Below are 21,321 nucleotides of genomic sequence, written 5' to 3'. Positions count from 1 at the left end.
GGTGGTGGGATGGTGCCCGAAGGGGCAGGCGGGACTGCCCGGAGGGCTTCCCGTGGGGTTGCGGCCGACCCGGGCGGGCCGCGTTCACTGGCCCCCATGGCTGCATCAGCGTCCCGGTCCCTGCGCGCCACGTCGGCGCTCGCTGTGGTGGCACTCCTGGTGGCCGGGGCGCCGCCGGCGGCGTACGCCGAGTTCTTCGCGGCACCGCGACCGGCCGGTGGCCCGGCGCTGCGGATCAGCGTGAGCGACGGCGCCGCCCCGCTGGTCGGCGAGCCGGCCGGGACGACCCTCGGGCTGACCCCCGGTGGCTCGGCGGTGGTCACCCGCACGGTGACCACCGCGACCATCCCGCCCCGCCCCGACGTGGTGCTGCTCGCCGACACGACCGGCAGCATGCAGGCGGCGCTGAACGACGTCCGGGTCAACGCGAAACGGATCATCGGCGACATCAGCGCCGTCCAACCCGACGCCCGCTTCGCGGTCGCCGAGTTCCGGGACGAGGGCGACGAGTTCGTCTTCCGGCTCAACCGGGACCTGACCGCCGTGCCGTCCGAGGTGCAGGACGCGGTGAACGTCTGGACCGCCGCCGGCGGCGGCGACGGCCCGGAGGCCGGCCTGAACGCCCTGTACGCCGTCGCCACCGGAGCGGTCGGCCTGCGGACCGAGAGCAGCCCGATCGTGGTGATCTTCGGGGACGCGCCGTCGCACGACCCGAGCGTCGGCCACGACCTCGCCGGGACGATCCAGGCGTTGACCACCCGGGGCGTGCGGGTGGTGGCCGTGGACGTCGGCAACCCGGGCAGCTACTCCCTCGACGAGTCCGGACAGTTCACCGAGATCACCCGGCAGACCGGGGGCGTGCTGCTCGACGCCGCCGGCCCGGCCGAGGTCTCCAACGCCATCCTGGCCGGCATCCGCGCCATCCAGGCCACCGTCAGCGCCCGGACCACCGACTGCGACCCGCAGCTCTCGGCCTCGGTCACCCCGGCCGAGCAGACCGTCGACAGTGGCGGCACCGTCGACCTCACCGTCTCCGTCGCGGTCGATGCCGCCGCCCGCAACGGGGAGTACGCCTGCCACCTGGAAGTCTCCGTGGACGGCATCGTGCAGGGCGAACCGGAACGCCTGGTGGTGAACGTCAGCGGGGCGGCGCCGGACGTACCGGTGCTGCACTCCGACGCCGCCGCGCTCGACCTCGGGGAGGCCCCCCTCGGCGTGCCCTCGGCGACCCGGACGGTGACCCTCACCAACAGCGGCGACTACCCGCTGACCGTGGCCGCCGCCCTCGCCGAACAGCCGTCCCCGGCGGTGTTCGCGGTCACCGCCTCGACCTGCGGCGGAACCCTGGCCGTCGCCCGGTCCTGCACGGTGGCCCTCACCGCCACCCCCCGGGCGATCGGGGCCGCGACGTCGGTGCTCAGCCTCGCCAGCGCCACCGACACCGGCGGGGTCGCCGCCCAGTCGCTGGCGCTGAGCGTCTCGGGTCGCAGCCCGACGTTGCAGTTCAACCCCGGCGTCGGTCGTCCCGGCCAGGTGGTCACCGCGCTCGGCCAGGGCTTTCCGGCGGGGGCCGAGGTGCTGGTCACCTGGGTCGACGGCACCGGCGCGGTGCCGGTGGTCGCCGACGCGTCCGGCCGGTTCGCGGTGCCGATGGTGGTCTTCGAGGAGGGGATCGCCGGTCCCCGGGCCGCGCTCGCCTCGGTGCCGGCGGTCGGCCAGGTGACCAGCGGTACGTTCCTGGTGCAGTCGGCGACCGCCCAGCCGGGCCCCTTCACCCGCCGTCGCTGACCGGCCCACCCGTCGGGGCGCACCGGTCCCGGGCCACGGCCGGTGCGCCCCGGGACCCGGGCCACCGCCGAGCCACCCCCGGCGGGATCGCCGAGGGCCCGTACCCCGGTCAGCCGACCAGCACCTGACCGGTGGCGATGATGCTGCCGGCCGGCAGGGGAGCGGGGTCGTTGCAGGTGTTGACCTTGTCGCCGTGCCGGGCCGCCGGCTTACCGTTGATCAGCACCAGGGCGCTGCCGGCGATGATCGTGCCCTGGTTGTTCGGTGGCGTCTGGAACGGCCCCCCGGTCGGCAGGTGCGGCGGGGAGTTCACCGCGACGCTGCCGACCACGGCGGCCGGCTTGCCCTCGATCAGCACGTCGGTGCTGCACCCGTTGGCGATGGTCCCGGCGAAGGGCATCGGGGTGGGTGTCGGCACCGGCCCGGTCGGCGAGGGCACCATGATGATGTGCGTGTCGGTGCCGACCACCTTGTCACCGAGCTTCGCGGCAGGTACGCCCACGATGGAACCCTCCCTTGGGCAGCGGAACCGGTCAGATCAGCCCCTCGCGGATGGCGTGCGCGACCGCCTGGGTGCGGTTGCGGACACCGAGCTGGGTGGTGATCTCGTGCACGATGTTCTTGATGCTGCGTTCCGAGTAGGACAGCTCCCGGGCGATCGTCGCGATGTCCGCCCCGGCGGCGATCATCCGGAGCACCGCGAGCTGGCGCGGTGACAGCGGCAGGATGGTCAGCCCCCGGGGGGCGAGCACCTGCCGCTGGGCCCGACCGACCCGGGTCAGCAGCGAGCTGAGCAGGTCGGTGGGGAGCCGCGCCTCGCCCCGGGCGGCAGCCCGGACCACGTCGCGCAGCAGGGTGGCGGTGCTCTCCGAACGGCGTACCAGACTGAGACCACCCGCCTCGATCGCCTGCAACCCGGCGGTGTCGTCGAGCTGCCCGACCACCAGCACCGGTCGGGGAGCCGGCCGGCCGGTCAACGCGTCGAGCTGGGCCAGCAGCCACCCGTCCACCGTGTCGGCGACGATCACCAGGATGTCCGGGGTGTCGTCGGGTTCGGCCAGCACCACCGGTCGCGCGCCGACCGGGTCGTCGGTCGCCGCAGTGCCGAGCTGGGCCATGACACCGGCCTGGGAGATCGGGTCGCGGGAACGGACCGCCGTACGGATCGGTGCCGGGCCCGGGACGGTGCCCGCCCGGTGGGCGCTGGCGGCCGGATCGGTGGTGTCCGGACCGGGGACCTGCCCGACGGTGGGGTGCGGGTCGCTCATCGGCTGGGGGAGGGGCTCGGGGTGGGCGCGACCGGCACGAGCTGTCCGGCGAAGTACGCGGCCGGGGTGCACGCCGTGGTGCCCGGGTTCGCGCACTTCACCGCGACGGTCACCGGCTGACCGGCGGAGAACCGCAACGGCTGGACGAAGTGGTAGTCCAGGTCGCGGAAGTTGTTCAGGCCGGTCTCCAGCAGCACGGTGTCGCCCCGCCGCACCTGGAGCAGCCCGGCGTCGCCGTGCGGATTCTGCAACACGATGTCGGTCACCCAGAGCACCTTCTTGTCGGCCGGCCGGTAGGTGGAGAGGGTGAACTCGTTGGCGGTGGTCGGCGACGCGCTGGTCGCCACCCGGAAGTCGGCGGCGGTCTCCGGGTCGGCGTTGTCCAGCGTCCCGCCCTGGGCACCCGGCCCGTTGCCGTTGCCCTTCCCGGTCTCGGTCGTCGGGCTCGGGGCCGCGCTCGGTTTCGGGCTGGCGCCGGCCGCGACGATGGCCACCTTCTCGGCCTTCTCGGCGGTCTCCGCCGCCTCGCTGGCCTGGGTCTTCACCTCGGCCACCTCCTGGGACAACTCCTTGGTCTCCACCTTGGCGGCCTCCTTCGCGGTGGACTGCACGGTGGGTTTGAGCACCGCGAACCAGAGCCCGACCAGGGCGACCGCCACCGCGGCGGCCACCAGCACCACCCGGGGCGACCAGGCCGGCAGGACGGACCGCTGCACCAGCAGTCCGTCGCTGGTGATCGGCTCGGCGTCGGGACGGGTCACCGCCACCTGGAACGGCAGGTTGCGGTCCGGGCCCAGCAGGAACCGCTTCCGGGGACGTACCCGCAGCTTCACGAACGTGGCCGTGCCCGGACGCAGCACCGGCGCGACCGGCAGCACCCGGAAGGTCAGCAGGCGGTCCGGATCGGCCGGCAGCACCTCGACCGTGGTCTCGACGTTGCCGGTGTTGTCGATCACCAGCTGGTGCCGGGCGGCGCGACGCGCCTGGGAGGTGCGGGGCACCAGCTCCGCCGCCAGCTCCACGAAGGGCTGCACGGTGACGGTGCCCTCCTCGACCACCGAACCCTCGGGATTCTCCCGCCCCCGGACCCGTACCCCGAAGGCGACGCTGCCGGCCGGCACGGTCGCCGCACGCGGCGGTGTGAACGTCACCCGGGCCTCCTGCTCGGTGCCGGGCAGCAGGTTCATCGTCGCCGGCTCGACCTCGGCCCACGGTGCGGCGTCGCCGACCACGTCCAGGGTGAACCGGTCGACGACGGCGGCGGTGCTACGCACCCGGACGGTGCAGCCGACCGTGCCGCCCGCGGCGACGGTGAGGTCGGTCTCGACAAGTCCCACAGCGACACTCATGCGGGCAGTCTCGCCGCGCGGATGGGCCGGCAGAACCACGAACGAGGAACACCAAGGGGCAGCCGTGGCTACCTGAACGGGCAACGGAAAGCCTGATCGGGCAACCGGCGACCCGGCGGGACAGCCCTCGCCCGGGTGGCCGGGGACCGGCAGGGCGGGCCGGGCGACCGGGAAGACGGCGGGGCGTCAGCGGGGCTCGCTGATCCCACCCCTGGGCCGGGGGCCCGGCGGGCCACCCGGACCGCCGGGGCGGCCACCGCCACTGTTGACGCTGACCTCACGCGGCGGCGGTGCCAGGTCGGTCTGCGGCTCGGGCACGAACGGCACGAGCAGTTGCAGGTGCAACCCGGTCCGGGCGGTCCCGCCGTGCGCCACCCAGGCGGAACCGGTGTCCCCCTCGCGCCGGGGCGCGGAGCGCACCACCACCGGCTGGTTCGCCCGGGCCACCGCACCGGTCAGGAACCGGGCCGGCAGGGCGGTGCAGCTCGCACAGCCGACCAGCAGTTCACCCAGCAGCCGGTGCTCCCGCTCGGTGTCGGTGGCCCAGGCGGTCAACAGGTAGCTGAACCGGTACCGGCGGCCCGGTGGGCGACGCCCCACCAGCTGACCGTTGGCGTCGCGCAACTCGTCCCAGGTCGCCGAGACGCCCGCCGAGTCCTCCTCGACGTCCAGCAGGAAGGCCGAGACCAGGTCACCCTCGCCGCGCCGCGCACACCGGTCCGGCGGGTCGAAGACGACCGGCACGTCCGACGGCAGGTAGTGGCCCAGCCAGGCCCGGACCGACAGGTCGACATCCCAGATCATCCACCCACCCTGCCCGCTGCCCGGACGGCACCGCGCCCGGCGGCCGGGCAGGCCGTCGGGGCGGATCGGTTGCCCTTGGGGGCAGAACTGCCTACCCCGGCGGCGGTCCGGCGGGCAGCCCTCGCGGCCGGCCGGCGTTGGCAAGCTCGGCCCCATCACACCGTCGTACAGGAGGTTCGATGCCGACGTATCTGTCGCCGGGCGTCTACGTGGAGGAGGTTTCCTCCGGGTCGAGGCCGATCGAAGCGGTCGGGACGGCCGTCGCCGCGTTCGTCGGCTTCGCCGAGAAGGGGCCGGTCGACGAGCCCACACTGATCACGAACTGGACGCAGTACACCCGCACCTTCGGGGGCTTCGTGGCGGGCAGTTTCCTGCCGCTGTCGGTCTACGGCTACTTCCTCAACGGCGGCGGCTCCGCGTACGTGGTCCGGGTGGGTGGTGGTGCCGGCGCGGACTCCGCCGCCGCCGAAGCCGCCGGTGAGTCGTACCCGGCCGCGGCCGTACCGGCGGCCGGCGACAACGGGCGGCTCTCCTTCACCGTGCGGGCCGCGCTGCCCGGCCCGGCCGGGCAGGACCTCTCGGTCGAGGTCGCCGACGCCTCCGAGGGCGGCGACGACGCGTTCAAGCTCGTCGTCAAGCAGGCCGGCAAGCCGGTCGAGACGCTGGACAACCTGACCACCAAGCGCGGTGCGGGCAACGTCGTCACCGCCGTCCGCCAGCAGTCCAAGCTGATCCAGATCGAGGAGGCGAAGGGCGCCACCCTCGCCCCGCCCCGACGCGGCGCCGAGGTCACCCTCGCCGCGCCCGCGCTGCCGGCCACCACGACCGGCACCGGTGACCTGCGGGTACGCGCCGAGGACTACGTCGGTGACGTCAGCGACCGGACCGGCTTCGCCGGGCTGGAGGCGATCGAGGACATCACCATGCTCTGCGTGCCCGACCTGGCCGCCGCCCACCAGCAGGGGGCCATCGACGACGAGGCGTTCAAGGCCGTCCAGTTGGCGATGATCGCGCACTGCGAGCTGATGGGTGACCGGGTGGCCATCCTGGACCCGCCGCCCGGCCTGCACCCGCAGCGCCTCAAGGAATGGCGGATGGACGTCGCCGGCTACGACTCCAAGTACGCGACCCTCTACTGGCCCTGGGTCAAGGTGATGGACCCGGCGCAGGGCCGGGCGGTCTTCATGCCGCCCAGCGGGCACGTCGCCGGGGTGTGGGCCCGCAACGACGACACCCGGGGCGTCCACAAGGCACCCGCCAACGAGATCATCCGGGGCGCGCTCGCCCTGGAGAGCGGGCTGACCAAGGGTGAACACGACCAGCTCAACCCGATCGGGGTCAACTGCATCCGGGCCTTCCCCGGGCAGGGCATCCGGATCTGGGGCGCACGGACCCTGTCCAGCGACGCCGAGTGGCGTTACCTCAACGTCCGGCGGCTGTTCAACTGGATCGAGAAGTCGATCCTGCTCGGCACCAACTGGGTGGTCTTCGAACCCAACGACCCCCGCCTCTGGGACGCGGTACGCCGGGTCATCACGATGTTCCTGCGCCGGGTCTGGCGCAGCGGCGCGCTGATGGGCGACACCTGGTCCGAGGCGTTCTTCGTCAAGTGCGACGCCGAGAACAACCCGCCGGAGAACCTCGACGCCGGCATCCTCACCGTCGACATCGGCATCGCCCCGGTCAAGCCGGCCGAGTTCGTGGTGTTCCGCCTCTCCCAGCTCTCCCAGGGCTCCGGCGACTGACCGGCCCGCGGCGAGCACCCGACCTGAGCGACGACGAGACCAGGAGAACCGAGCATGGCCGGTCAGGGCACCCAGGACCCGAAGCAGAACACCCAGATCATCAGTGCCGCCGTCTTCCGGCTGGAGGTGCCGGGCATGTCGGCGATCAACTTCGCCGAACTGGTCGGGATCAGCAGCGAGGTGGAGAACGCGGAGTACATGGCCGCCGGCACGACCGGGCCGATCTTCTCCCGGCACTTCGGTCGGACCAAGCCGCCGACGGTCACCCTCAAGCGGGGCCTCGACCTCAACGGCGACCTGTGGCTCTGGCACCAGAAGGTGCGCAACATGATGTACGACGCCTACCGGGACTGCGCGTTGAAGCTCTACGGCCCCGGTGACGACCTCAACGGCGACGCCCGGCTGACGTACATGATGACCAACGCCTGGCCGTCGCGGGTGGAGGTCAGCGGGGTCAAGGCCGGAGCCACCGACATCGTCTACCAGACTGTCACGCTGATGTGCGACGACCTGTTCGACTTCAATGCGCGCATCTAGCCTCGCCGAGCCCGCCGCCGGACCGGCGGCGGGCCTGCGGACCGAGTACCCGTTCGTGCTGCCGCGCGGGCTGGTCGACGACCGGGGCGGGGTGCACCGCGAGGGCACCATGCGGCTGGCCACCGCCCGCGACGAGATCACCCCCCAGGGCGATCCCCGGGTACGCCACAATCCGGCGTTCCTCACCGTGCTGCTGCTCGCCCGAACGGTCACCCGCATCGGCGGGGTGCAGGCCGTCGACGTCGACGTGATCGAGCACCTCTTCGCCTCCGACCTGGCCTTCCTCCAGGACCTCTACCGGCGGGTCAACCAGCAGGGGCACACCGGGGCCGAAGTGGCCTGCCCCAGCTGCGGGGGGCGCTTCGCGGTGGACCTGGCCGGCGGCCGACCGGGCGACTCCTGACCCACCCGGCAGCCCGACGCCGCACACCCGTACCGGAATCTGAAGGAGGTGGGCATGGCCTGGTCGTTACGGCCCGGACAGCCGTTCTGGCCACGTCGTCGCCGGACGGTCGGGGCACCTGTTCCGGTCACGTCGCCGGTGCCGCTCGCGTCGCCGGTGCCCACCGACCGGTACCCGGTCCTGCCAAGCCTGCCTTTGCTGACCGTGGCACCCGCCGCGGCGATGGTGACCATCCCGCAACCGGGGACCGCCACGGACGACCCGTCGTGGCCCCCGACCTCCGCTCGCCGCCCGTTTCCCGGCCCGGTCCCGGTGGTCTCCGCGCGGTCCGTCGGGCCGGCTGCGGTCACCGACCCGACCCCGATCCGGTACGACACCGGTGCGGCCCACCGCCCGCCGACCGCTCCGACCCGGTGGGGCAGCCACGGTCCCGCCCTCGACCGTGCTCTGACTCCCGATCACGGTTCGGCCCTCGACCGTGGTCTGGCTCCCGATCACGGTTCGGCCCCCGGTCATGGTCTGGCTCCCGATCACGGTTCGGCCCCCGGCCGTGGTGTGACTTCCGGCCACGGTTCGGCCCTCGACCGTGGGCCGGCGGTGGTGCCGGGGGCGATTCCGGGTCCGGCGGGAGACAGCTTTTCGTCGCCGGACGTGGGATGGAACGTGGCCGGTGGTCCGGCCGTAGACGAGGGTTCGACGGTGGGGCACGGCCCGAGCGGGACGGCGGGCAGGCCCGGCGGAGAGGGCGCCTTCCCGGCACCGGGTCCGCCGGCTGGGCCGGAGAATCCGCAGGGACCAACGTCCGCCGGGCGATCCGACGAGGCCGGCGTGGATGCCGCAGCCGCCCGGACGGCAGCGCAGTTCGCCGCCGCCGGTCTGCCCACCGCGCAGGTCTGGCCGCCACCGGGATTCGAGGTCGCCTACCTGGCGGCGGAGGCCACCCGGGCCGCCGAGGAGTCCCGGGCATCGGGCGGCAGCGGGCGTGCCCGGCCGGCGCAGCCGGACACCGGCCGGGGGGCGGCCACCACCGCCCCCGGTCACGACGGTCGGAGCGACCCGGAGGGGACCCCGCCGTCGGCCGGTGAGGTGCGCCCGGTCGAGGTGGCCTTCGCCGGACGCCGGGGCCGCACCGCCCGACCGACGACCGCGCGACCGGGCCAGGAACCGGCCTCCCCGGCGGAACAGGGATCAGCCGATTCGGGTGGCACTACCGCCCCGCCCACCGCCGCCCCGGGGCGACCCGTCGGGCCCGCCACCCAGGAAGCCGGGTCCGCCACCCGGGACCAGCCCGACCCGGGCGGCCGGGTCGGCCCGGACGATGCCACCGGCAGTGGCCGCGACGCTCCCGCCGACCGTGGGCGGGACGGCTCGCCGCACGTCGGGCAGGACCGGCCGGCGGGCGGTGGGCAGGACCGGCCGCCGGGCGTCGGGCAGGGCCGGCCGGCGGGCGTCGGGCAGGGCCGGCCGGCGGGCGTCGGGCAGGACCGTCCGGAGTATCCGGCGCAGGCTACCGGGCCGGCGGACCACCGGGGCGGGACCCTCGACGAGGCGGGTGCCGTGGTCGGATCGGAAGCCGCACCGCTGGCGCACCCGCCCGGCGGAACACCGGACGGCGTGACCTCGCCGGTCGCAGGTGCCACGGCACCGACCCGGGGCACGGAGCCGGCCGGACGACCGGGGTCCGAGAACCTGCCGGTCGCGGACCCTGCCGGGCGGCCGGCGTCCGGGAGTCGGCTACTCGCGGACGCTGACCATTGGTCGGCGTCCGGGAGTCGGCCACTCACGGACCTTGCGGAGCGGCCGGCATCGGAGGGACGGCCAGGACCGGCGGGGCCCGACATCGTGGACGACCGGCCGGGTCCGGCGGCAGCGCACGACACCGGGGACTATCGGCCCGCCCCACCGGTGGGGCGCGACACCCACCGCCCCGAGCCGGTGTCCCCGCCGTCGTCCTTCTTCCTCACCCGGCGTCCGGAGCAGTCCACGCCGGCCGGCCCTCCGTCGGGTGTGGACCGGGAGCACGGCGGGGCCGGGCAGGGACCGCCGGCCGGCCCGGGACAGGCGGAAACGGTGCCGTCGGTCGTCCCGCACCCACCCGCACCGTCGGCCGAGCGGGTCGACCGGCCGACGGTCGTACCAGCCGTGGACGCGCAGGTCCCGGCGTACCCCATCGGGGTCGTCACGGCCGTGCCGACGGTGGCGGCCGACCGGCCGGGCCCGGCACCGAGCACCGGGCAGGGGCCCGGGTCGCTGGCGCACCGCGCGGGTCCGCCGCCCACTGCGGTGGGCGACCCGGAGCTGCCGGAGCAGGTGCCGGCCGCCCTGGTGGACGGCTTCCGGCAGCGGTACGGCGTGGACGTCGCGGCGGTGCCGGTGTGGCGGGGCGCGGCGGCCACGGAGGTGGTGCAGCAGGCTGGGGCGCGGGCCGCGACCCGGGGTGGTGAAGTCCTGTTGCCGGCCTCGGCCGGGCCGCTGGATGCGCCGCCCGCCCGCGCGCTGCTCGCCCACGAGCTGGCCCACGTGGTGCAGCAGCGGGCGTTCGGTGCGACACCACCGGCCGAGTCGACAGGCGTCGGCCGGGACCTGGAGGCGCGTGCGCTCGCCGCCGAGCACGCCTTCGGCGACGGCGGCGGGCCGGGCGTCGGAGGTCCGCTGCCACCTGCCGCGCCGACGCCTGCGGGTGCCGCGCCGACACCTGCGGGTGCTGCCGGCACCTGGGGGATCACCCCCGGCGGTGGGCTGACCTGGCAGGCGAAGCCCGGTGCGGGGGGCGTGCCCCCGGCCGCACTGACCGGCCCGCCGGCCGCACTGACCGGCCCGTCGGTTGCGCTGACCGGCCCGTCGGCTGCGGCCCACCCGCTCCAGCGGGCGTCGATGGACACCCCGGCCACCCTCGACGACCTGCGGGCGTTGGTGCGGGGCGAACTCGACCAGCAGCAGGACCAGGCCGCCGATCCGCCAGCCGGGCCGCCGTCGGACGCCCTGCGGGCCGAGGTGGCCGCCGCGACCGCAGCGCCCGCGATCGACCGCAGCGCGGGCCGGATCGCCGAGGTACGCGACGCGGTGGAGCGGCTCCGGGCCGAGCTGCGCACGGTGGCCGACCGGGGGCGGGTCACTGCCGCCCGCCTGGACCAGGAGGCCGACCGGGTGCCGGACCGGTCGCCGGGCCGGCCGGTCGACCTGGAGAACCCCGACGACCTGGAGGAACTGGCCGGCCGCCTGTACGGGCGGTTACGGGGGCGACTCCGGCAGGAGCTGCTGGTCGACCGGGAGCGCAGCGGGCGGCTGACCCAGTTCCGCTGAGCACACCAGGTGACACGAGGCACGGCAGGCGGCAGGACGCACGGCAGGTGGCACGAGGCACGGCAGGTGGCACGAGGCACGGCAGGTGGCACGACCGCACGGACGCAGGTCCAGGACGAGGCGACGAGGAGGGCGAAACGATGGCAGGCGGTCTTTCCACCGCGGCCCGCTTGATGGGCGGCTTCTTCGAGGTCACCGGCGTCAACCACCGGTACCTCGTGGTCATCGACGACGAGCGGTACAACCTCGGCTCCTGGTCCCGGGTCTCCGGGCTGGGGGTGACCTGGCAGGTGTGCGAGTACCGGGCCGGGGACAGCAACGACGTCTTCACGTACGTGGGGGAGCCGACCTACAGCCGGATCAGGCTCAGCCGGGCGGTGTGCTTCGACTCGCAGGTCGTCCAGGAGTGGCTCTGCCAGCAGGCCAACCGGTACCGCCCGCTCAGCGGCACGATCCAACTCGTCGACAGCGTCGGCCTGAAGATCGTCGGCTGGGACCTGAAGCACTTCTTCCCGGTCGGCTGGTCGGTGTCGGAACTCGACCCGAGCCACAGCGGGGTGGCGGTCGAGACCCTGGAGTTGGCGCACACCGGCTTCCTGCACGACGACGTGAAGTTCTCGCTCTGATGGCCGCCATCTCCGCAGGTCAGCTCGGCGGGATGCTGGGCGACCCGAGCCAGACCGCGCAGGGGCTCGCCTCCGGTGGCCTGCTGCAGATGTTCCGCGACGGGCCGGGGGTCAAGCGGACCCTCAAGCTCGGCCTGGCGATGCGTTTCCAGGTGACCATCGGGGACGTCCCGATCGGGCTGTGGCGGTCCTGCCGGGGGCTGCGGGCCGACTTCCGGCCCGAGGTGGTCCGGGTGACCGGGGACTACGTCGGCCAGTACCACCTGCCCGGCGAGGTCAGCTACGCCCCGGTCGTGCTGGAACGGGCGGTGCACCGGGAGAGTTCCGCGCAACTGCAACAGTGGCTGGTCGGGGTGCTGCGCTCGTGGCAGGACGGCACCGGCGACGACACCCGGACCACCGCCCGGATCACCCTGCTCGACGCCGACGGCGAACCGGTCAACAGTTGGCTGCTCTACGGCGTACGGCCGTCGTCGTGGACCGGCCCGGACCTCTCCTCGGACAGCAACCAGGTCGCGGTGGAACGGCTGGAGCTGGTGCACGAGGGGTTCTTCCCCGACCTGCAGGCCAAGGCGGAGACGGCCACCCTGTCGTCGCCGACGCTCGGCCGGGTCACGTTCTCCTACAACCCGGCCAAGATGGGCATCACCCGTTCCTCCCGGGCCAGTCAGCTCGTCGGTCGGGGCCGGGGCGTGGAGCTGACCTCCGACACCGCGTTGCGGGTGATGGCCGGCGAGGTGCTGCTGGTCGGTGCCGGGGTGGCCCAGGACGTGCAGAAGCTGATCGCCTTCTCCGGCCCGCCGAGCGTCGACGAGCAGAGCCGCAGCGCGTCCAGCATCGAGCTGCCCCGGTTGACGTTCACCTGGGGAAAGCTGTCGATGGCCGTCAACCTGAGCACGCTCAACGTCAACCTGACCCGGTTCGACGGTGAGGGGCAGCCGGTGCGGGCGCAGGCCACCCTGGACCTGATCGTGATCGAAGGGGAGATCTTCCCCAAGCGGGGTGGCCCGGTGCCGACCCGGTCGGTGCGGACCGACCCGGCGCAGTGGCGGCAGCGGGCCGTGGCCAGCGGGCTCGACGACCCGATGCGGGCGCAGGCCAGGGGCGCGTCCGTCGGGGCGCGGCGGTAGTGGGGGCGAGACGATGACCGCGATCGACCGGCACGGTCTGCTCTGGGGTACGGCGACCCTGCGCCCCCGGGTCACCGTCGGCACCGCCGGCCGGGCGCTGCCGACGGCCGCCGCCGACCAGCTGGTACGGGTGGTGGTGGACACCCAGGCCGCCCTGCCGGACATGTTCGAGCTGACCTTCGCCGACCTCGACGGCAGTGTGCTGCGTACGGCCGGGTTGGAGCTGGGCACCGCCGTGCAGGTCTTCGGCCCGACCGGGGACGGCTCGGCCGAGCACCGGTTGATCAGCGGCGAGGTGACCGCCGTGGAGGGGCACTTCGTGGACGTCAGCGCCCACGTGGTGGTACGCGGTTACACCCACGACCACCGGCTGCACCGGGTACGGCGGACGCGTACCTTCCTCAACCAGTCGGATGCCGACGTCGCCCGGCAGGTGGCGACCGCCGCGAAACTGTCGGTCGGCACGATCGACGCCACCACCGGCCGGTTGGCCCACCTCTCCCAGGTCGCCCAGACCGACTGGGAGTTCCTCAGCGCCCGCGCCCGGGAGATCGGCTACGAGATCGGCGCGGACGGGGACCGGTTCCACTTCCGCCGGGCGGCCACCGCCCGCCGGGCCGGCAGCCCGGTGCCGTTGACCTTCCGGGGCAACCTGCGCCGCTTCCTGCCCCGGGTCAGCGCCGGCAACCTCGCCCCCGAGGTCGAGGTGCGCGCCTGGGACCCGGTCGCCGCGACGGTGGTGGCGAGCCGTACCGCGACGACCGCCGACGGGGTGAGCCTGGCCGGCCGGACGCCGACCGCCGCCGCCGACACCTTCGTCCCCCGGGGCGCGGCGGCACCGCCACGGGCCGGCAACAGCGCGGTCGGTGACGTCGGGCCGGCCCCCGGACCCCGCGCGCACGTCCTGGTCGGCCGGGGGCTGCCCGTGCCCGGTCGGGCCGACGGCGCGGTCACCCAGGTCGCGAAGGGGCTCGCCGCCAGCGTCGGTGGCGGGTTCGCCGAGGCGGAGGGGGAGGCGCTGGGCGACGCCCGGTTGGTCGCCGGCAAGGCCGTCAAGGTCGACGGGGTGCCCGCACCCTTCGCCGGCACCTGGACGCTCAGCGCCGCCCGGCACGTCTTCGACGAGACCGGGGAGGGCTACCGCACCGAGTTCACCGTCGGCGGTGCCGAGGACCGTTCGCTGCTCGGGCTGACGAACGTCGGCGGGACCGGCGTCGGCGGTGATCCGGCCCGGATCGACGGGGTGGTCTGCGGGGTGGTCAGCAACGTCAAGGACCCGCAGAACCTGGGCCGGGTCACCCTGGCGCTGCCGTGGCTGTCGCCGGACCACGAGACCGACTGGGCGCCGGTGGGGCAGCTCTTCGCCGGCCCGGCCGGGGGCGCGTTCTTCGTGCCGGAGCCGGGTGACCAGGTGCTCGTCGCGTTCGAGTTCGGCGACGTACGCCGCCCGTACGTGCTCGGCAGCCTGCCCAGCCGGCACACCGGGTACGGCCTCGACGGCGGCCAGTCGTCGTCGACGAAGCCCGGGGCGACCGGGGTGAAGTCGGTGGGGCAGACCAGTTCGGTGATCCGGCGCGGCCTGCTGTCACCCGCCGGCAGCCGGTTGGTCTTCCACGACGAGGTGCCGCCCGGCGGCAAGGGTCAGCCGACCGCCGCCGACGTGGTGCTCGGCACCAAGGGCGACAAGCTGTCGCTGGCGATGGACCAGGTGGCCGGCACGGTGACCCTGCGCTGCGCCCCCGACAAACCCGGCAAGCTGGTCATCGAGTGCACCGGGCAGACCGCCGTGGAGATCAAGGCGGGGCCGGGCGGCAGCCTCACCCTCGACGGCGGCACCAGCCTGAAGCTCAAGGGCAAGACGGTCGACATCAGCGGTACGCAGGTCAACATCAGCGGCACCGCGTCGACCGCCATCAAGGGCAAACCCATCCAGCTCAACTGAGGAGTGCCATGCAGGCCGACGTCATCGGCACCGGGTGTGCCTTTCCGCTGCGGGTCCAGCCCAACGGCCGACTCGCCATGATCAGTGGTACCGCCCTGCTGGAGCAGGCGATGTGCGTGATCCTGGCGACCTACCCGGGTGAGCGTCCGATGCGCCCGGAGTTCGGCTCCCGGCTGCGGGACTTCGTCTTCGAGCCGGTCACCGGGCATACCCGGCGGGCGGTGGCGGTGGAGGTGCGCGCCGCGTTGGAACGCTGGGAGACCCGGGTCGAGATCGACGACGTCACCGTCACCGAGGACCCGGCCGGTGGCGATGGGCTGCTGCACATCGAGGTCCGTTACCGGGTACGCGACACCGACGAGCCCGGCACCCTCGGGCTCAACCTGCAGACCCTGCCCGGGGACCGGGAACTGACCGGGTCGGGGGTGCTCGGCTGATGGCACTGCCCGCCCCCGACCTCGACGACCGGGGCTTCGACGACCTGGTCGGTGACGCCCGCCGGTTGATCGCCGACCGCTGCCCGGAGTGGACGGACCTGCACCCCGCCGATCCGGGGATCACCCTGATCGAGACGTTCGCCTCCCTGACCGACCAGCTCATCTACCGGCTCAACCGGGTGCCCGACCGGCTCTACGTGAAGTTCCTGGAGCTGATCGGGGTACGCCTGGTGCCGCCCACGGCCGCCCGGACCACCCTGACGTTCTGGTTGTCCACGCCGGCCCGCGCCACCCAGCTCGTCCCGGCGGGGACCCGGGCGGTGACCGTCGCCGACGGCGGGGACCCGCTGGTCTTCGCCACCCTCGCCGACCTCGCCGTGCCGCCGTGCGTGCTGACCCAGCTGCGGGTCCGGACCGCCGACGGGGTCACCGACCAGACCGGCGCCCTGGAACTGGGTGGGCCGGTGGTGGCGTTCTCCCCGGTGCCGCAGCCCGGCGACGAACTGCTGATCGGGCTGGACCGGCCGGTGGGTGGCTGCGCGGTGCGGCTGGAGTTCGAGGGCCGGGTCGACGGTGTCGGGGTCAACCCGCTGCACCCGCCGCTGCGCTGGGAGGCGCGCGGTGCCGACGGTTGGCTCGACTGTGAGGTCGGGTTGGACGAGACCGGTGCGTTGAACCGGCCCGGCGCGATCCTGCTGCACGTGCCCGACGGGCACCAGGCCAGCCTGGTCGACGGGGTGCTGGCCGGCTGGCTGCGGGCCCGGGTGGTGACCCCGCAGGAGGGGCAGCCCGGCTACAGCGCCTCCCCGGTGGTCCTCGGGCTGGCCGCGAACACCGTCGGTGGCACCACCGAGGCGGTGCACGCCGACCTGGTGGACGACGAGGAGCTCGGCGACTCCGAGGGGGTGCCCGGCCAGCGGTTCACGCTGACCCGCCGGCCGGTGCTGGCCGGCTTCGGCGACCCGGTGCTGGAGGTCAGTTCCGACGACGGCTGGCAGCGGTGGTCGCCGGTCGAGCACTTCGCCGGTAGCGGCCCCGGGGACCGGCACTTCCTGCTCGACGGGGTGGCCGGTGAGGTGGTGTTCGGCCCGGCCGTCCGGCAACCCGACGGCACGTTGCGCCGCTACGGCGCGGTGCCACCCCGGGGCGGTCGGCTGCGGCTGCGCCGGTACGCGGTCGGCGGCGGCAGCCGGGGCAACGTCGGCGTCGGCGCGATCACCGCGCTACGTGCCTCGATCCCGTACGTGGCGGGGGTGGAGAACCGGCACCCGGCCAGCGGCGGGGTGGACGGCGAGACCCTGGACGAGGCGCGTCGCCGGGGCCCGTTGACCCTGCGCAGCCGCAGTCGCGCGGTGACCGCCGAGGACCACGAGGTGCTGGCCCGGGAGGCCGCCCCGGAGTTGGCCCGGGTCCGCTGCGTGCCGAGCAACGGGGACGGGCCGCCGGTGGCGCGGCTGCTGGTGGTGCCGGCAGCCCCCGCCGAGGAGGGGCGGCTGCGGCTGGAGGACCTGATCCCGGCCGAGTCGAGCCTCGCCCGGGTGGCCGGCCGGTTGGACGAGACGCGGCTGATCGGCACCCGGGTGGTCGTCGAGCCACCCCGCTACCGGGGGGTGACCGTGGTGGCCCGGGTCGTCGCCCGGCCCCGGGTCGTCGTCGAGCGGGTCCGGGAGGAGGGCCTGGCCGCCCTGTACGGCTTCCTCAGCCCGCTGGCCGGCGGTGGCCCGGACGGTCGGGGCTGGCCGTTCGGGCGTCCGGTGCAGGCCGGTGAACTCTTCGCCGTGCTGCAGCGGGTACGCGGGGTGGAGCTGGTGGAGGACCTGCGGCTGTTCACCGCCAACCCGGTGACCGGTGAGCGGGGCACCGAGGCCGGCCGGATCGACCTGGAACCGGACAGCCTGGTCTTCTCCTTCGACCACCAGCTCCGGGTGGAGGAGCACTGATGCGCGGCCCGGTCGACGTGGCGATGCCGTACCCGATCGCCGGTTTCCTGCCCGCCCTGTTGCAGGAGGACGACCTGCTGGTGCGCTGGACCGAGGGGCTGGACCAGGTGCTCGCGCCGGTGGTGTCCACGCTGGACTGTCTCGACGCGTACCTGGACCCGTGGTTGGCCCCGCCGGATTTCCTGCTCTGGCTCGGTGCCTGGGTGGGTGCCCACCTCGACGAGAACTGGCCGGTGGAGCGGCAACGCGCGATGGTGGCCGGCGCGGTCGCCGCGCACCGGCTGCGGGGGACGGTCGCCGGGCTGCAGATGGCCCTGGAGCTGGCCACCGGGGGTGAGGTGGAGGTCCTCGACTCGACCGGGGTGTCCTGGTCGACCCGGCCGGAGCCGTCGCCGGCCGCGCTGCCGCCGGCCCGGGTGCACGTACGGGTGTGGGTGGCCGAGCCCGGGAGGGTCGCCGGGCACGCCCTCGACGAGTTGTGCCGCGCGGTCGTACCGGCGCACGTGACGACGACCCTGGAGGTGCTCGACCGTGATCATCTGTCGTGAGTGCGGGAACCACAACGGTGACGCGGACACCTTCTGTGGTTCCTGCGGCAGCTTCCTGGAGTGGACCGGCGAGAAGACCGCGCCGAAGATCCCGGTCGAGACGGTACGGGAGGCCGAGCAGGAGTTCCGGCAGAAGCCCACGCTGTTGCAGCGCATCGCCGGGGTGATCGCTCCGGCCCCGGGTGGCTCCCCGGTCGACGAGGGTGTGGTGCGGGTCGGTGACGGGACGGGCCGGGGGTCGGCCGGTGGCCCGCCGGGTCTGCGTCCCGGCCCGCCCGGGGTGCGTCCGGGGCCGCCTGGTGCGGGTCCGCCCGGGGTGCGTCCCGGTCCGCCGGGGACGACACCGCCCGGGGTGCGTCCCGGGCCACCCGGCCTGAGTCCGCCCGGAGCGCATCCCGGTCCGCCGGGGACGACACCGCCCGGAGTGCGTCCCGGTCCGTCGGGGACGACACCGCCGGGGGGCCGCTCCGGTCCGCCCGGGTCGGGTCCGCCCGGGTCGCGGCCGGGTCCGCCGGGGTCGGGTCCGCCGGTCGTGCGCTCCGCCCCGCCGGGAGCCGGCGCTCCCGGGGCGCGGCCCGTACCCCCGGGGTCACGCCCGCCGGGGGGCCTGCCGCCGGGTGGTGCCGGCGGGTCGGCCGCGCAGGTCGTGGCGGGCGACGGGCCGGCGGCGGTGACGGTGCCGCCGCGCCGGCTGCCTCCGCCACCGCCGGGCGTGCCGGCGGCCCGGCTGCCGGACCGGGCGGCCCGTCCCGGCCCGCCGACGTCCGGCCCGGCGGGACTACCCGGTGGTCCGCCCGCCCCGCCGGCGGTCGACGGGTCGGCCGGCACCGGCGCGGCGTCCACCGACGCGTCGTCGGCGCAGGACGGCACCCCGGACACCACCGCGACGCAGGTCGCGGTGCCGCCGCGTCGGCTGCCGCCACCGCCACCCGGGGTGGCGGGTGCCCGCTTGCCGACCGCCCCGGCCCGCCGTGACCCGCGCGCCGCGCCGCACACCAGTGCCCTGGTCGCGGCCGAGGGACCGGCCGACCCCGCGCCGCCCGGGTCGACCACCACCGGCGGGCGGGTCGGCGCGCGGCGGGCGACCACCGCCGCGGCGACGACCGGACCCGAAGAGGTCAGTCCGCAGGCGGTACGCCCCCGGGCGGCGACCGTCAGCCACCAGCCGCCCACCCGACGCCTGCAACCCGGTGACCTGGTCTGCGGCGAGTGCGGTGAGGGCAACGTGCCGACCCGCCGGTTCTGTAGCCGGTGCGGGGACTCGCTGCGTACCGCCGAGGTGGCCCGCCGCCGCTGGTGGCAGCGCCTGCTGCCGCGACGGGGCCCCCGGGTCACCGCCGCCGGGGCCCGCCCCGGCACCCCCGGCGGTGGCGGGGCGGGTGGGGTCGGCGGCGTGCTGCACTCCATCTACCAGCGGTCGAACGCGGTCGCCGCGGTGCTGCTCTTCGCGATCGGGGTGGCCTACCTGATCTATCCGCCGCTGCGGGAACGGATCAACGGTGCGGTCTCCGGGCCGGTGACCGGGGCGCGGGACTGGGCCGACCGGAAGATCAACCCACGGTTCGTGGCCGTCCGGCCGGTCGAGGTGACCGGCGGCGCGTCGGTACGGGACCACGGGCCGGCGCTCAGCGTCGACCAGTACCGCAACACGCACTGGCAGGTGCGCTGGGACGCCGAGAAGCCGCCGACGGTCACCCTGCGCTTCGCGGCCGAGGTCGACCTCCAGCGGCTCATCGTGACCGCCGGCACGGCCGAGGACTACACCGCGTCGCACCGGCCGAAGACCCTGCACCTGGTCTATTCCACCAACCGGTCGGACACCCTGGCCATCGAGGACACCGGGGAACCGCAGACGCTGACCCTCGACGGGGCCGACGGGGTCACCAGCGTGCAGATCCAGGTCACCGACGTGCACCGGGCCGAGAAGGGTACCGACGTGACGGTCAGCGAATTCGAGTTCTTCGCCCGGGAGTGAGCGTGCCGGGCAGCGGGTGACGCCGGGGCGCGGCCCCGGGGAGCGGCACCTGACAACCACCACCACCGTCGGCCAACGGGCCCGACGGTCCCACGTCGGAGGTGTATCCGTGACAGAAGTCGCCATCGCCCTGAACACCACCGCGAACATGATCGGGTTCGCGCAGGGGCAGGCCAAGGGGCTGACAGACGGGGTGTTCCAGGTCAGCGGGTTCAGCAACGCCGGCTTCCCGACGGAAGTGCCGCTGAACCAGTTGATCTCACCGGCGCCGATCGCCAACGGCCAGCTCGTCATGGTCCGGGGCGGCCAGTCCCGGCAACACGTCTACTGGCTGCGTTACCTGCGCCGGGGCATCGGCGTCACGGACAAGAAGCGGGTCTGTGTGGAGCTGCTGGTGCGCTTCACGACCTTCGACTACGTGCCGAAGAACGGTGACGACGGCCCCACCGCGCAGGAACGGGCGGTCCTGCGCGACTACCCGTGCTGGGGGATCACCGACCTGAGCGTGTCGCTGATGCCGACCGGCCGGGGGCGCAACCCGTTCAACAAGTTCAACGAGTCCGGCAGCCTGACCTTCGACGCGGCCGTCGCCCACGACGGTATGCCCCACCTGCGGATCAACTACCGGGTGCAGCACCAGGCGAAGAACCTGCTCGGCGCACCCCTCGGGTTGAGCCACAACGACGCCGGCGCGTTCCTGGTGCACAGCAACGGCAGCTTCGAGATCAACCACGGTGAGGGGCGTACCGACAAGCACTTCCGGATCACCCCGCTCAGCGGCAGCGTGCACCAGCGCCCGACCCGGGTCGACCAGGTCGGCCAGGCGGGCACCACCACCGTGCTCAACGCCCAGCGCATCGAGCTGGGCGGGATCGACCACGGTGGCCGGATGCTCGACCCGCACGAGCACCGGGGCATGCAGGTGATCGGCTTCGAGCGGATGAACGGCCCGAACACCATCACCGTCCTCAACAACGGCCAGCAGCCGGTCGTCGCCTCGGCGGCGGAGGCCGACGGGCACGAGGCGGCGCTGCGACTGGAGTACGTCCGCGACGGTGCCGTGCTGGGCCGGAAGGTCCGCACCAAGATCAGGGCGTTGCTGCTGCTGCGGTTCACCCTGGTGCCCTACCTCACCGCACCGGACAACCAGGGCAACCGGCAGATCGTCTACGTGAACGGGGTGCGGTACACCGCTTTCCGCGACGTCTCCCTGCGGGTGCTGGAGGTGGGGCGCGGCGAGGCGGCGGTGGTCGGGGAGAAAGGCGAACGGTACGACGTCGACGCGGTCAAGAACCGGCACCACGAGGAGTCGACGCTGTTCTTCGGGCCGTACGTCGAGGAGGTCGAGGGGCAGGTCGGCGTGCAGCTCAGGATCGACTGGGCCGCCGAACACGCCGGTGCCGAGGGCCGCTCCCGCAGCCACCGCAACAAGGGTCAGTTCCGGCTCGGGGTCAACCAGTCGGGCAGCCCGGTGCTGCGCCTGCTGGACGCCGACAGCAACAAGTACTTCACCGTCACGGGCTGAG

General features: G+C 74.4%; 18 protein-coding genes. 13 read left to right on the top strand and 5 right to left on the bottom strand.

Translation table 11 applies throughout. The features are described 5' to 3' along the window. Positions 1-96 precede the first annotated feature (96 nt). The gene (locus tag AB0B63_RS27330; RefSeq protein WP_357023747.1) at positions 97-1,788 is read left to right on the top strand and encodes a choice-of-anchor D domain-containing protein; all 1,692 of its coding nucleotides are present in this window, start codon (positions 97-99) and stop codon (positions 1,786-1,788) included. Between the two features lie 109 nt (positions 1,789-1,897). On the opposite strand, the gene AB0B63_RS27325 is transcribed toward AB0B63_RS27330, so the two are convergent. The 4 genes from AB0B63_RS27325 to AB0B63_RS27310 all read right to left on the bottom strand — a co-directional run bounded on the left by AB0B63_RS27325 (position 1,898) and on the right by AB0B63_RS27310 (position 5,209). Beyond that, the gene (locus AB0B63_RS27325) at positions 1,898-2,290 is read right to left on the bottom strand and encodes a PAAR domain-containing protein (protein ID WP_208565740.1); all 393 of its coding nucleotides are present in this window, start codon (positions 2,288-2,290) and stop codon (positions 1,898-1,900) included. Between the two features lie 31 nt (positions 2,291-2,321). Further along, positions 2,322-3,056 carry a response regulator transcription factor gene (locus AB0B63_RS27320; RefSeq protein ID WP_357023743.1) on the bottom strand — a complete coding sequence of 245 codons (735 nt, stop codon included), beginning with the start codon at positions 3,054-3,056 and terminating at the stop codon, positions 2,322-2,324. Beyond that, positions 3,053-4,405: a hypothetical protein gene (locus AB0B63_RS27315; RefSeq protein ID WP_357023740.1), complete on the bottom strand. Its 1,353-nt coding sequence runs from the start codon at positions 4,403-4,405 to the stop codon at positions 3,053-3,055. The genes AB0B63_RS27320 and AB0B63_RS27315 overlap by 4 nt, the downstream gene beginning before the upstream one ends. A 186-nt stretch (positions 4,406-4,591) precedes the next feature. Then, a complete protein-coding gene (locus AB0B63_RS27310; protein ID WP_357023737.1) occupies positions 4,592-5,209 on the bottom strand; it encodes a Pvc16 family protein in 618 nt (205 codons plus the stop codon). A gap of 179 nt (positions 5,210-5,388) precedes the next feature. Here AB0B63_RS27310 and AB0B63_RS27305 point away from each other — a divergent pair, with 179 nt between their 5' ends. Genes AB0B63_RS27305 through AB0B63_RS27295 form a run of 3 tightly spaced genes read left to right on the top strand, consistent with a single transcriptional unit; the run spans position 5,389 to position 7,894 of the window. Next, complete coding sequence (locus AB0B63_RS27305) at positions 5,389-6,954, top strand: phage tail sheath subtilisin-like domain-containing protein (protein ID WP_208565744.1); 1,566 nt, start codon at positions 5,389-5,391, stop codon at positions 6,952-6,954. A 54-nt stretch (positions 6,955-7,008) separates the two neighbouring features. Then, on the top strand, positions 7,009-7,491 hold the full coding sequence (locus AB0B63_RS27300) for a phage tail protein (RefSeq protein WP_088643766.1): 483 nt from the start codon (positions 7,009-7,011) through the stop codon (positions 7,489-7,491). Then, the gene (locus tag AB0B63_RS27295) at positions 7,478-7,894 is read left to right on the top strand and encodes a hypothetical protein (protein WP_208565745.1); all 417 of its coding nucleotides are present in this window, start codon (positions 7,478-7,480) and stop codon (positions 7,892-7,894) included. The genes AB0B63_RS27300 and AB0B63_RS27295 overlap by 14 nt, the downstream gene beginning before the upstream one ends. A 1,188-nt stretch (positions 7,895-9,082) precedes the next feature. Here the strand turns inward: AB0B63_RS27295 and AB0B63_RS27290 are convergent. Continuing rightward, positions 9,083-9,421 (bottom strand): hypothetical protein, encoded by a 339-nt coding sequence (locus AB0B63_RS27290; protein WP_357023733.1) that lies wholly within the window; start codon positions 9,419-9,421, stop codon positions 9,083-9,085. Between the two features lie 378 nt (positions 9,422-9,799). On the opposite strand from AB0B63_RS27290, the gene AB0B63_RS27285 reads away from it, so the two are divergent. The 9 genes from AB0B63_RS27285 to AB0B63_RS27245 all read left to right on the top strand — a co-directional run bounded on the left by AB0B63_RS27285 (position 9,800) and on the right by AB0B63_RS27245 (position 21,320). Beyond that, a complete protein-coding gene (locus AB0B63_RS27285) occupies positions 9,800-11,197 on the top strand; it encodes a DUF4157 domain-containing protein (RefSeq protein WP_357023728.1) in 1,398 nt (465 codons plus the stop codon). 140 nt (positions 11,198-11,337) lie between these two features. Beyond that, positions 11,338-11,823, top strand: a complete 486-nt coding sequence (locus AB0B63_RS27280) for a phage tail protein (protein WP_088643770.1) — start codon at positions 11,338-11,340, stop codon at positions 11,821-11,823. Then, positions 11,823-12,953, top strand: a complete 1,131-nt coding sequence (locus AB0B63_RS27275) for a phage tail protein (RefSeq protein ID WP_357023725.1) — start codon at positions 11,823-11,825, stop codon at positions 12,951-12,953. Before AB0B63_RS27280 ends, AB0B63_RS27275 begins: the two co-directional genes overlap by 1 nt. 13 nt (positions 12,954-12,966) lie before the next feature. Then, entirely contained in the window at positions 12,967-14,895 is a 1,929-nt protein-coding gene (locus AB0B63_RS27270) for a phage baseplate assembly protein V (protein WP_357023722.1), read from the top strand. Positions 14,896-14,903: 8 nt separating this feature from the next. Continuing rightward, positions 14,904-15,332 (top strand): GPW/gp25 family protein, encoded by a 429-nt coding sequence (locus AB0B63_RS27265; protein ID WP_357023719.1) that lies wholly within the window; start codon positions 14,904-14,906, stop codon positions 15,330-15,332. After that, positions 15,332-17,272, top strand: a complete 1,941-nt coding sequence (locus AB0B63_RS27260; protein WP_208565751.1) for a putative baseplate assembly protein — start codon at positions 15,332-15,334, stop codon at positions 17,270-17,272. Before AB0B63_RS27265 ends, AB0B63_RS27260 begins: the two co-directional genes overlap by 1 nt. After that, a complete protein-coding gene (locus tag AB0B63_RS27255) occupies positions 17,272-17,820 on the top strand; it encodes a phage tail protein (protein WP_208565752.1) in 549 nt (182 codons plus the stop codon). The genes AB0B63_RS27260 and AB0B63_RS27255 overlap by 1 nt, the downstream gene beginning before the upstream one ends. A 646-nt stretch (positions 17,821-18,466) precedes the next feature. After that, positions 18,467-19,795, top strand: a complete 1,329-nt coding sequence (locus tag AB0B63_RS27250; RefSeq protein WP_357023714.1) for a hypothetical protein — start codon at positions 18,467-18,469, stop codon at positions 19,793-19,795. Positions 19,796-19,904: 109 nt separating this feature from the next. Beyond that, the gene (locus tag AB0B63_RS27245) at positions 19,905-21,320 is read left to right on the top strand and encodes a hypothetical protein (protein ID WP_357023711.1); all 1,416 of its coding nucleotides are present in this window, start codon (positions 19,905-19,907) and stop codon (positions 21,318-21,320) included. Position 21,321: the final 1 nt, after the last annotated feature.

This window comes from Micromonospora sp. NPDC049081 (genome assembly GCF_040648835.1).
In the GTDB taxonomy this organism is placed as follows: domain Bacteria; phylum Actinomycetota; class Actinomycetes; order Mycobacteriales; family Micromonosporaceae; genus Micromonospora; species Micromonospora antibiotica.
This window is presented reverse-complemented; position numbering and strand designations above follow the sequence as displayed.

What these genes read in the sequence shown, in the direction of transcription:
- AB0B63_RS27330 (WP_357023747.1), top strand. Translation starts at nt 97, where the DNA reads ATGGCTGCATCAGCGTCCCGGTCCCTGCGCGCCACGTCGGCGCTCGCT.
- AB0B63_RS27320 (WP_357023743.1), bottom strand. Translation starts at nt 3,056, where the DNA reads ATGAGCGACCCGCACCCCACCGTCGGGCAGGTCCCCGGTCCGGACACC.
- AB0B63_RS27315 (WP_357023740.1), bottom strand. Translation starts at nt 4,405, where the DNA reads ATGAGTGTCGCTGTGGGACTTGTCGAGACCGACCTCACCGTCGCCGCG.
- AB0B63_RS27310 (WP_357023737.1), bottom strand. Translation starts at nt 5,209, where the DNA reads ATGATCTGGGATGTCGACCTGTCGGTCCGGGCCTGGCTGGGCCACTAC.
- AB0B63_RS27305 (WP_208565744.1), top strand. Translation starts at nt 5,389, where the DNA reads ATGCCGACGTATCTGTCGCCGGGCGTCTACGTGGAGGAGGTTTCCTCC.
- AB0B63_RS27300 (WP_088643766.1), top strand. Translation starts at nt 7,009, where the DNA reads ATGGCCGGTCAGGGCACCCAGGACCCGAAGCAGAACACCCAGATCATC.
- AB0B63_RS27295 (WP_208565745.1), top strand. Translation starts at nt 7,478, where the DNA reads ATGCGCGCATCTAGCCTCGCCGAGCCCGCCGCCGGACCGGCGGCGGGC.
- AB0B63_RS27280 (WP_088643770.1), top strand. Translation starts at nt 11,338, where the DNA reads ATGGCAGGCGGTCTTTCCACCGCGGCCCGCTTGATGGGCGGCTTCTTC.
- AB0B63_RS27275 (WP_357023725.1), top strand. Translation starts at nt 11,823, where the DNA reads ATGGCCGCCATCTCCGCAGGTCAGCTCGGCGGGATGCTGGGCGACCCG.
- AB0B63_RS27270 (WP_357023722.1), top strand. Translation starts at nt 12,967, where the DNA reads ATGACCGCGATCGACCGGCACGGTCTGCTCTGGGGTACGGCGACCCTG.
- AB0B63_RS27265 (WP_357023719.1), top strand. Translation starts at nt 14,904, where the DNA reads ATGCAGGCCGACGTCATCGGCACCGGGTGTGCCTTTCCGCTGCGGGTC.
- AB0B63_RS27260 (WP_208565751.1), top strand. Translation starts at nt 15,332, where the DNA reads ATGGCACTGCCCGCCCCCGACCTCGACGACCGGGGCTTCGACGACCTG.
- AB0B63_RS27255 (WP_208565752.1), top strand. Translation starts at nt 17,272, where the DNA reads ATGCGCGGCCCGGTCGACGTGGCGATGCCGTACCCGATCGCCGGTTTC.